This is a genomic window from Marinomonas colpomeniae (genome assembly GCF_014803385.1).
GTDB classification, from domain to species: Bacteria; Pseudomonadota; Gammaproteobacteria; order Pseudomonadales; family Marinomonadaceae; genus Marinomonas; species Marinomonas colpomeniae.
Genome location: NZ_JACYFC010000005.1, coordinates 220,009 through 230,790 on the forward strand (window position 1 = coordinate 220,009; position 10,782 = coordinate 230,790).

Sequence of the window (10,782 nt, forward strand, 5' to 3'; positions counted from 1 at the left end):
TAAATTTAGTAGGCACCCTTTTATTGTCATAGTTAGATCTAGGGAACAAGCGACAAGTACTTATCATTTATTTCAGAGTGGAAGTATTATCTGTTCATTTTTCACTTCACCAGAGTCGTCAATCAGCTTATCAATAGGACTCAGCGTCCATTCGATAGAATCTTTTCCAAGGCTATTTAAATAAGCGTTTGCTTTTGAAAAGTGTCGACAACCTAAAAAACCACGATAAGCAGATAAAGGCGAAGGGTGAACACTTTCTAATACATAATGTTTTTGACGATCTATGTGTCGCCCTTTCTTCTGAGCATAAGCCCCCCACAACATGAAAACAACGCCATCATGTTCCTCATCAATAAGTTTAATAATTTTGTCGGTGAACATCTCCCAACCTTTATTTTGATGAGAGCCAGCCTTTCCAGCTTCAACAGTTAAAACACTGTTCAACAATAAAACCCCTTGCTCTGCCCACTGCAGTAAAAAACCATGATTTACAGGTGAAATACCCAAATCAGCTTCCAGCTCTTTATACATATTCATCAAAGATGGTGGTACTTTAACGCCAGGTTTCACAGAAAAAGACAAGCCGTGTGCTTGGCTTTCACCGTGATAAGGGTCTTGTCCAAGAATGACAACCTTCACTTTTCGAAAAGGGGTCTGATTTAAGGCAGTAAAATAATCAGACTCCACAGGATAAATAGTACTATCCTGCCTTTCGGACCGTAAGAATTTCTGCAAAGACCTCATGTAGTCTTTATCAAACTCACCAGCCAGCCATTCATTCCAATCGGATGTTAATTCCATTACTTCACTCTCTTTGATAGGTTCGTTCTCTTAATGGCTTAAGTCCCTTTACATCAGAGAAAAGGATTCAAACTTGGTGTTGCCTTGAATTCATAATAATACTCAAGCGACATTGTATCCTCTGGTGTTAGTAAATGTTTCAGTAACATCCAAGCCATCTCCCTCAACCCATACGCCCTAATATAGTCAGCTATTACTTCAAGCGTTTCTTTCATTGGTAAATCAGATTGATAAGAGGACACTAACAGAGCAATTTGTTTGTCATCTAAATTATGAGATTTTGCAATAACAGCAAGATCAAACAAAGCATCACCTGTTCCAGAATACTCCCAGTCGATTAGCCAAAGCTTTTCATCATCCATTAGAAAGTTTTTCGGATTAAGGTCATTATGACAAAGTACAGCCGGAAGAATCATCGCAGGACGATCTAACTGTTCAAAAATCACATGAAGGTATTCATATTCAGTCCATACTGAGGCATTCTTTTTTCCATGCTGCTTGATCATTTTCAAATAATGTTCAATGACATCAAAAACCAAATACATACGCTTACTGATTGGTAAACAATGCGTTTTGGCAAGCGCCTTAGCGATGCGAACGATATCCTTGTCTTGATGAGCTACAGTCCAACTCAAAGAAGGCTGACTAACAAACATACAAGCAAAGGCACCATAATCATCACTCCAAACAACAGCAGGAGAAAGACCAATTGCCACTGCGTCTTTAAGTATTTGTATTTCCTCAGCACGATTAATATAAAAAGCATCACAATCAATATAGGGAATACGCAATACAAAACGAGAAACTTGGTCCCAATGAATCAAATACACTTTATTTGAAAAGCCTTCGTTAAATAAAGTCGCCTCAATTTGGGACTTCTGCGGCAATATTCCAGCCATTTTTAAGAAATACTCAGATAGTGTCGTCATTTTTAAGGATTTTATTGCCAGAATTGTAAGTGGCTGTCAGAATGAACAACTCAACTATCCGAGTCAATAGACAACTTTGAAGCAGATTAATGAATAAACACGAAGACATTATTCGTAAGATACAAGAGCGACTGAGTACTTTAAGCAAATCTGAGCGTAAAGTAGCAGAAGCAATTCTTGCTGATCCAAAAACGACCATCCACTCCAGTATTGCAAAGCTTGCAGCTCGCGCTGAAGTGAGTGAGCCAACTGTTAACCGCTTTTGCCGTAGCCTTATTGGTAGCGGTTTTCCCGATTTCAAAGTATCACTCGCTCAAAGTTTAGCGACGGGAACGCCTTACGTGAACTTAAACGTAGAGCCTGATGATGCTCCGGGAGCAGTTACCACTAAGATTTTTGAAGCAGCAAAAAACAACTTAACTCGCGCCCAAGAGATTCTTCCTGAACATCTTATAAGTCGCGCAGTTGATGTTTTGGCGCAAGCTCGCCGAATTGAGTTTTATGGTTTGGGGGCCTCTGGTCCAGTTGCTCAAGACGCACACCATAAGTTTTTCCGTCTAAATATGCCTGTTGTCGCATACATAGATATTTTAGTACAACGTATGGCTGCCGCGGCTACCCATCCCGGTGATGCTGTTGTGGTTATTTCCTACACTGGCCGCACTTTGCCACTAATAGAAACAGCACGAGTAGCGCGTGAAGCTGGCGCCTCCGTCATAGGTATTACTAACCCTGGCTCCCCACTCACAGAACATTGCTCTATTGTCTTGCCAATTGAAGAAACAGAAGATACCGATATTTATACTCCTATGAGTTCACGTATTGTCTATTTAACTTTAATTGATGCTCTGGCGACAGGTGTTCTATTAAAGCGAGGCCCTGAGTTCAACGCACACCTCAAAAAACTAAAACAAAGCGTACAAGATACTCGTTTGCCAAAAGCTGAAAAAAAATAATTCATTAGAATAATAATAAACGAAAAATAAAAAAGGACACATTTATGTGTCCTTTTTTATTTGCACTTCTCACGAAAAAACGACTTAAAGTTATTTCAGCATATTGCAAAAAATTGATTTTTCGAGCTCTTAAAGATCACTTTTTAAGAATAAAAAAAGGGGCTTAAATAAGCCCCTAAACACCATTTACTAACATTTGTTAGTAAATCAGAGGAAACGATTAATCATTAAACAAGCTACAAGCACCTTGCTCAGCACCACTTACTAATGCTCGTTGCGCACTGAACAACTCTCTTCCCATCCCTTGATGTGAGTCGGTTAGATCTTGCTTAGCCGCTTCTCGGCCATTAAGTTCTTCATCAGATATCAAAACAGATAAAGTTCCTTCAATCGCATCAAGGCGAACCATATCACCATCTTTAATTTTCGCGATCAATCCACCTGCCAACGCTTCTGGCGTTAAATGAATGGCTGCAGGTACTTTACCTGATGCACCAGACATACGCCCGTCCGTCACCAAAGCAACTTTATAACCTTGATCCTGTAAATTACCAAGAAAAGGGGTGAGTTTGTGAAGCTCTGGCATACCTAGCGCTTTTGGACCTTGAAAACGTACAACAGCAATACAGTCACGTTTCAATTCGCCACTTGAAATGGCATCAGCCAAGGCATTTTGACTGTGAAATACAACCGCTGGAGCTTCAATAATTCGGTTTGCTTCTTGTACTGCAGATACCTTGATAACAGCACGCCCAAGGTTTCCTTTCAGTAGTGACAAGCCACCCTCTTTACTGAACGGATTTTCCATTGGACGAATAACGTCTTCATCTAAACTCTTAGATGGGCCATCGCGCCATACTAGTTCGTCGCCATCAAAAAATGGTTCTTTGGTGTAATGCGTTAGACCTTTACCAACAACAGTATTTACATCTTCATGAAGTAAGCCGCCTTTTAAAAGCTGCTTGACCAAGAACGCCATACCGCCAGCCGCATGGAAATGATTGATATCAGCATGGCCATTTGGATAAATACGAGTCATTAGTGGCACAACTTTAGATAGAGCAGAAAAATCGTCCCAAGTAACAATAATGCCAGCCGCACGGGCATAAGCAACAATGTGCATTGTGTGGTTAGTTGAACCACCAGTCGCTAATAGTCCAACAATAGAATTGACAATACTGCGTTCATCAATGACTTCGTACAAAGGTCTAAAAGTTCGACCTAATGCTGTAATTTTAGTAGATAGTTGGGATGCGTATTTAGTTAACGCACCACGCAATGGATCTTCAGGATTAACAAAAGAAGAACCAGGAAGCTGAAGCCCCATCATTTCAACCAGTAGTTGATTTGAATTCGCTGTTCCGTAAAAAGTACAAGTACCGGCACTGTGATAAGAAGCCGACTCCGCTTCAAGTAACTCATCACGTGTAGCTTGACCTTGAGCATAGCGCTGACGAACAGCGGCTTTCTGGGCATTGGTAATACCTGAAGGCATTGGCCCAGCAGGAATAAATAACGCAGGAAGATGACCAAAGCGTAAAGCTGCAATTAATAAACCTGGTACGATTTTGTCACAAATACCTAAGTAGATAGCTGCATCAAACATATTATGGGAAAGCGCTATCGCTGCACCTTGTGCAATGTTGTCACGGCTGAATAAACTCAACTCCATACCGTCTTGACCTTGAGTAACGCCATCACACATGGCAGGAACACCACCGGCGAATTGAGCCATTGAGCCCATTTCTTTCACTGCAGTACGAATTTGATCCGGATAGCTTTCATATGGCTGATGAGCAGACAACATATCATTATAAGAAGAAATAATGCCGACATTCGCTTCTTCCATCAGCGTCAATTTTTGCTTGTCTTGAGGCTCACATGCTGCGAAGCCATGCGCTAAATTTCCGCATGATAGTTTTCCACGATGTGGACCTTGCTCTTCAGCTTTTTTCATATCTTTAAGATACTGAGTACGCAAGGTTTTACTTCGCTCAATGATGTCGTTCGTCACCTTAGTAACAATCGGATTCATGCCTATCTCCGTTTTAAGTCAGTTATCTCAACAACAGTAAGATGTTATAATATTATGTAATATTACTACATTTTTAGTTTTTTTCACGCTAAAAACATCATAATCACTGATAAAAATCAATTTTGTGTAATTTTTTTACATAAACAGTTAGAATAGTCATTATTCCAACTAAAAAATCTCAGCACTCGTAACGCTTTTGTAATACAATTAGGGTTAACATGACTAATAGATCAAGTTATGATCAAAATATAGTCAAATTAATAAGGATTTGTTACTAATTCCTTGCGTAAAAAATTACTTATGTAGTATTTTTACATCAAACAACAATACAGAACGTTGGATATTGGAATTTTAATAGCCAACAACTTCCGCACTATATTAGAGGTAAGTATGACAATCAAAGTAGCTATCAACGGTTATGGACGCATTGGACGCAATACACTTAGAGCTTTATATGAATCTGGCAAGCGTGATCAAATTCAAATAGTAGCAATCAATGATCTTGGCGATTCAAAAACCAACGCTCATTTGACTAAATACGATACAGTCCATGGTCGTTTTGGCGAAGAAGTAACCTTTGATGATGAAGCCTTATACGTCAACCAAGATAAAATTCGCACTTTCTCAGAACGTAATCCAGCTGATCTTCCATGGGCAGAATTAGGTGTAGACGTTGTTTACGAATGTACTGGATTCTTTACTACAAAAGAGAAAGCTAGCGCTCATATCTCTGCCGGTGCGAAGAAAGTAATCATTTCTGCTCCAGGTAAAGAAGTAGATGCAACGGTGGTATACGGTGTTAACCAAAATATTCTAACATCAGATATGACTGTAATTTCGAATGCTTCTTGTACAACTAACTGTCTAGCACCTGTTGCTAAACCATTAAATGACAAGCTTGGCATTGAAAGCGGTTTAATGACAACGATTCATGCTTATACAAATGATCAACGTTTATCTGATGTTTATCATGAAGATTTGTACCGTGCACGTGCAGCAGCAATGAACATGATTCCAAGTAAAACTGGCGCAGCAGCAGCAGTCGGTTTAGTTGTTCCTGAACTATTAGGAAAATTTGATGGTATGTCAGTACGTGTACCAACAATCAATGTCTCTTTAGTTGATTTAACCTTCCTAGCACCACGTGAAACAACAGTAGAAGAAGTTAACAAAATCATTGAAAATGCGATTAAAGCAGACTCAGTTCTTGCAGAAGTTTTGCACGTTAATCATGAACCTCTTGTATCTTCAGATTTTAATCATAGTGCTTTCACTTCAAACTTTGACGCAACTCAAACGCGTGTTCAGGGTAAATTAGTGAAAATTATGGCGTGGTACGATAACGAGTGGGGGTTCTCAAACCGCATGCTCGACAATACTATTGCATTAATGAATGCAAAATAGTTGATATACACGAAGGCTGCAGACGCAGCCTTCGTCGTTTAATATACTCCACTTCAAGCTTTCTAATCTTTGGTAAATAAAATGACTCGTAGAACAAAAATTGTTGCAACATTAGGCCCAGCTTCCAGCACTCCTGAAATGATAGAAAAACTAATTCTGGCAGGCGCTAACGTCTTCCGTTTAAATTTTTCTCATGGTCAACCAGAAGATCACATTGATAGAGCTGAAGTTGTTCGTGCCATGGCAAAAAAGAACAATTGTCATGTTGCTATTCTTGGCGACCTACAAGGACCAAAAATACGTATTGCACGTTTCACCAATACTAAAGTTGAGCTTAAAGATGGTGCCACTTTTGTTCTAGATGTTGCTTTTGATAAAAATGCTGGCGATGAAAGCCGTGTTGGTATTGATTATCCTCAACTAGCAGAAGACTCTGAACCAGGTAACATTTTATTATTAGATGATGGCCGAGTTGTATTAGAAGTGCTTGAAGTAAAAGGCATGGAAGTGATTACTAAAGTCATTGTTGGCGGACCACTGTCTAACAATAAAGGCATAAACCGCCAAGGTGGTGGCCTTTCTGCTGCTGCACTAACCGAAAAAGATAAAGAAGACATTAAAACGGCCGCATTACTTAAAGCAGACTACCTTGCTGTTTCTTTCCCTCGTAGCGCAGCAGATTTACATGAAGCGCGCGCATTAGCTGAAGCTGCCGGTCTTAAAGCGGGTATCGTGTCTAAAGTTGAACGTGCTGAAGCGGTTGCCGATCATGAGACATTAGACGCTATTATCTTAGCATCTGACGCAGTAATGGTTGCTCGTGGCGACCTAGGTGTTGAAATTGGTGATGCTGAACTTATCGGCGTACAAAAACACATGATTAAACGTTGTCGTCAATTGAACCGCCCAGTCATTACTGCGACTCAAATGATGGAAACAATGATTACAAGCGCAATGCCAACTCGCGCAGAAGTATTTGACGTAGCAAATGCTGTGCTAGATGGCACAGATGCAGTAATGTTATCTGCAGAAACCGCGGCCGGAGCTTACCCTGTAGAAGTTATTCAAACAATGAATCGTGTTTGTTTAGGAGCTGAAAAGCAACCAGCAATCAATCGCTCTAAACACCGTATTGATGCAACTTTTACAAATATTGATGAGACTATTGCCATGTCTGCAATGTATGCGGCAAATCATCTAGAAGGCGTTAAAGCTATTATTAGTTTAACAGAGTCTGGAACAACACCTCTTCTATTGTCTCGTATCAGTTCAGGCTTGCCTATTTACGCACTTTCACCAAATCAAGAGACGCTAAACAAAGTAACTCTTTATCGCGGTGTAACGCCGATCTCTTTCTCTTCGAAAGAGTTCAATGTAGACAATATTGTTACTGGATTAGTAGAGCATGTTAAGTCGCTTGATCTAATTCAAGATGGTGATTTAGTGATTGTTACTAAAGGCGATCATCTTGTTAGTTATGGCACTACAAACATGATGAAAGTTGTTAAAGTCGGTGACGTTAAGGAATAAGCAACAACGAAGGGGTATACAGTGCAACTTCAACAAAAAACCATTACAACACCAGTGCGTAAAAATATTGCATTGGTGGCGCATGATAATATGAAGCCAGCCCTCATTGAATGGGCTGAAAATCATAAAGAAAGGCTTATAAAACACAATTTAATGGCAACAGGGACAACAGGGAATTTAATGCATAAGCAATTAAACGTCCCTGTTCAATCTCTTATCAGCGGCCCACTAGGTGGAGATCAACAACTAGGAGGATTAATTGCTGAAGGTAAGATTGATGTTTTGATATTTTTCTGGGATCCCTTTGAGCCTATGCCTCATGATCCAGACATTAAGGCATTACTTCGTGTAGCCGCTGTATGGAACATTCCTATTGCATGTAGTGTTTCATCTGCTAATTTTTTGGTCTCGTCACCCTTATTCGAAACTGAATTTGATAGACAAATTCCAGATTATGAAAAATACCTCCAAGAGCGACTTTAGTCGCTCTTGTCTTTTTTCCCTCTTAATAACTCTAAGCTCTACAAACCATCTCAAAGCTCGCTGTTTTATTCAAAATCGGCTATATTAGCCGCCATTATTATTTACTTACATTCGTGTTAGGCCGCAATTTTAAGTAAATATATCTACTTATACTTTCAACGTAATACGCCCCTTAACGCCACGTTGAACATCATAACAGGAGAAATGTTTTGCAAGCAGAAGTCGCTCTAATAATGGGATCAAAAAGTGATTGGGCTACAATGGAAGGAGCTGCCGAAATTATGGACACCCTCGGTGTTAGCTATCACGTCGAAGTAGTTTCTGCTCACAGAACACCAGTCAAATTGGCCGAATTTTCAGAAAATGCTGCGGCTAATGGCTTTAAAGTTATAATTGGCGGTGCTGGCGGTGCTGCACATCTACCAGGTATGGTTGCCGCACACACACACTTACCAGTACTTGGTGTGCCTGTTCAAAGTAAAGCTCTAAACGGCATGGACAGCTTGCTATCGATTGCCCAGATGCCCAAAGGCGTTGCTGTTGGGACATTAGCAATTGGCAGCGCAGGTGCTTTTAATGCTGGATTATTAGCTTGCCAAATCCTAGCTGTATCAAACCCTGAACTAGCAACGAAGATTCAAGACTTTAGAACCAAACAGACAGAAACAATTTTGGCTCACCCAGACCCTAGAGAGGTTTAAGATATGTCTATTCTATGGGTATTAGGTGCTGGACAACTGGGTGCTATGCTAAAACAAGCAGGTACACCTCTAGGTATTGATGTTCGCCCTGTAGATATTGAGTCAACTGATACTTTGTCTCTAAATACAGACGACGTGGTAACAGCAGAAAGAGAAGAATGGCCAGAAACCATCGCAACAAAACAACTCGCCACACATAACAACTTTGTTAATCTAAAAACTTTTCCTCAGTTAGCCGATCGATTAACACAAAAACAGTGGCTAGACCGTCTTCAACTAGCTACTGCACCGTGGTTTCCTGTAGAAAGCAACTCAAACTCTGAATATGCTTATAAGACACTTGGTGAAAGAGTCCTTATGAAAAGTCGCCGAGGTGGCTATGATGGCAAAGGACAATACTGGCTAAAAGAATCTGAGGGCACAAATATACCAGAAGACTGGAAAGGGAATGCCATTGCCGAACAAGCAATTAACTTTGATGAAGAAGTTTCTTTGGTTGGCGTTCGAGGAAGAAATGGCGAAAAGCACTTTTACCCCTTAACACTAAATCTTCACATTAATGGCATATTATACGCATCTATATCTCCACTAAACCGCCTCAAACCGCTGCAGAGTAAAGCAGAAGCAATGTTAAGTAAGTTAATGGATACTCTAGACTACGTTGGTGTAATGGCAATGGAGTGCTTCCGTATTGGTGATGACTTACTTATCAATGAACTCGCACCTAGAGTTCATAACAGCGGTCATTGGACCCAAGCTGGAGCAAGCGTTTGTCAATTCGAGAACCATGTACGCGCTATAACAGGTTTACCATTAGCAGAAGCTGAAATAAAAGGCCAAAGCATGATGGTTAACTTAATAGGCGTAGATTTAAATCATCACTGGCTTAAAACCAAAAGCTTAGAACTTTATTGGTACAAAAAAGAAGTTCGGCCTGGGCGAAAAGTTGGGCACCTAAACTTTTGCTCGAATAACATTACCGTCTTACAAAGCGCTTTAACATCACTAGATCTTCCGCAACCTTACCCTGAAGCAATTGCATGGTTAGCTGAAAATCTTCCAGAGCAATAGCCTCCTAGACTTACCTAAGTACTTTTGAAATGCCACTTCTGACAATCATTAGTGGCATTTTTTAACTTGATAAATAAATTTTCACTCATAAACTAAATCAAAAGTGCATAAAAATAGCTAAAAATAAGCAAGAATGGTGTTTTTATACTTGTTTAGTTTGCAGAACACATTATTCTAAATAGCCTGGCTGAAATACCTTAATCAAGAGCAAGAGAAGCAATACAATTAGATATAGATAAGGAATTCTAAATGAATCATATGGAACTCGACAGTTACGATTGGCGCATACTTAATGCCCTTCAACAGAACGCTAGACTATCTAACGTCGCATTATCAGAACAAGTAAACCTTTCACCATCACAATGCTCAAGACGCCTACAAAGACTTGAACAAAATAATTTAGTTGAGGCATATTTCACCCGATTAAATGCAACAGAGTTAGGGTTTCAAATTACAGCATTTATCAATGTGATATTAGATAAAAGCACTAATAATGCAAATATACAATTTCAGCAAGCTATTGAAGGCATGCCTACAGTATTAGAATGCTACTCGGTAAGTGGTGAGGCTGATTACTGGCTAAGAATCATTAGTGAAGATCTTGCTTCACTATCATTGTTTTTGAACGAATCGCTTTCAGCACTACCAAGTGTGAGAGACCTTACATCAACCTTAGTCTTAAATCGCATTAAAAATGCGCCATCTATTCCACTTCCACTTTAAAGCCTCACGTCAAAAAGCCCTGATAGGCTCTCCTATCAGGGCTTTTTATTCTCAGTGAGTTCCACTTCTTATATCCTGCCATTCCATAACGAAAAAACCCCGTCCTGCATAGCAGAACGGGGCTTCTCTTAATTCAAGCTTGACGACGA

General features: G+C 39.9%; 10 protein-coding genes. 7 read left to right on the forward strand and 3 right to left on the reverse strand.

Annotated features, from left to right (window positions below; all coding sequences use genetic code 11):
* Positions 1-72 precede the first annotated feature (72 nt).
* Together ung and IF202_RS15295 are read right to left on the reverse strand one after the other, a co-directional pair.
* Positions 73-801: a uracil-DNA glycosylase gene (gene ung / locus IF202_RS15290; RefSeq protein ID WP_191595777.1), complete on the reverse strand. Its 729-nt coding sequence runs from the start codon at positions 799-801 to the stop codon at positions 73-75.
* Positions 802-854: 53 nt separating this feature from the next.
* The gene (locus IF202_RS15295; protein ID WP_191595778.1) at positions 855-1,730 is read right to left on the reverse strand and encodes a choline kinase family protein; all 876 of its coding nucleotides are present in this window, start codon (positions 1,728-1,730) and stop codon (positions 855-857) included.
* 89 nt (positions 1,731-1,819) lie between these two features.
* Here IF202_RS15295 and hexR point away from each other — a divergent pair, with 89 nt between their 5' ends.
* Positions 1,820-2,686 (forward strand): transcriptional regulator HexR, encoded by an 867-nt coding sequence (gene hexR, locus IF202_RS15300; RefSeq protein ID WP_191595779.1) that lies wholly within the window; start codon positions 1,820-1,822, stop codon positions 2,684-2,686.
* A gap of 220 nt (positions 2,687-2,906) precedes the next feature.
* On the opposite strand, the gene edd is transcribed toward hexR, so the two are convergent.
* On the reverse strand, positions 2,907-4,721 hold the full coding sequence (gene edd / locus IF202_RS15305; RefSeq protein ID WP_191595780.1) for a phosphogluconate dehydratase: 1,815 nt from the start codon (positions 4,719-4,721) through the stop codon (positions 2,907-2,909).
* Positions 4,722-5,111: 390 nt separating this feature from the next.
* Between edd and gap the strand changes: the two genes are divergently transcribed.
* From gap to IF202_RS15335, 6 genes are all read left to right on the forward strand, one after another.
* Positions 5,112-6,125 carry a type I glyceraldehyde-3-phosphate dehydrogenase gene (gene gap, locus IF202_RS15310; protein WP_191595781.1) on the forward strand — a complete coding sequence of 338 codons (1,014 nt, stop codon included), beginning with the start codon at positions 5,112-5,114 and terminating at the stop codon, positions 6,123-6,125.
* Positions 6,126-6,206: 81 nt separating this feature from the next.
* A complete protein-coding gene (pyk, locus tag IF202_RS15315) occupies positions 6,207-7,655 on the forward strand; it encodes a pyruvate kinase (RefSeq protein WP_191595782.1) in 1,449 nt (482 codons plus the stop codon).
* 21 nt (positions 7,656-7,676) lie between these two features.
* The gene (locus IF202_RS15320; protein WP_191595783.1) at positions 7,677-8,138 is read left to right on the forward strand and encodes a methylglyoxal synthase; all 462 of its coding nucleotides are present in this window, start codon (positions 7,677-7,679) and stop codon (positions 8,136-8,138) included.
* Positions 8,139-8,347: 209 nt separating this feature from the next.
* A complete protein-coding gene (gene purE / locus IF202_RS15325; RefSeq protein WP_191595784.1) occupies positions 8,348-8,839 on the forward strand; it encodes a 5-(carboxyamino)imidazole ribonucleotide mutase in 492 nt (163 codons plus the stop codon).
* Between the two features lie 3 nt (positions 8,840-8,842).
* Positions 8,843-9,910, forward strand: coding sequence for a 5-(carboxyamino)imidazole ribonucleotide synthase (purK, locus tag IF202_RS15330; protein WP_191595785.1), 1,068 nt, complete (start codon positions 8,843-8,845; stop codon positions 9,908-9,910).
* A gap of 249 nt (positions 9,911-10,159) precedes the next feature.
* Positions 10,160-10,633: an Lrp/AsnC family transcriptional regulator gene (locus IF202_RS15335; RefSeq protein WP_191595786.1), complete on the forward strand. Its 474-nt coding sequence runs from the start codon at positions 10,160-10,162 to the stop codon at positions 10,631-10,633.
* Positions 10,634-10,782: the final 149 nt, after the last annotated feature.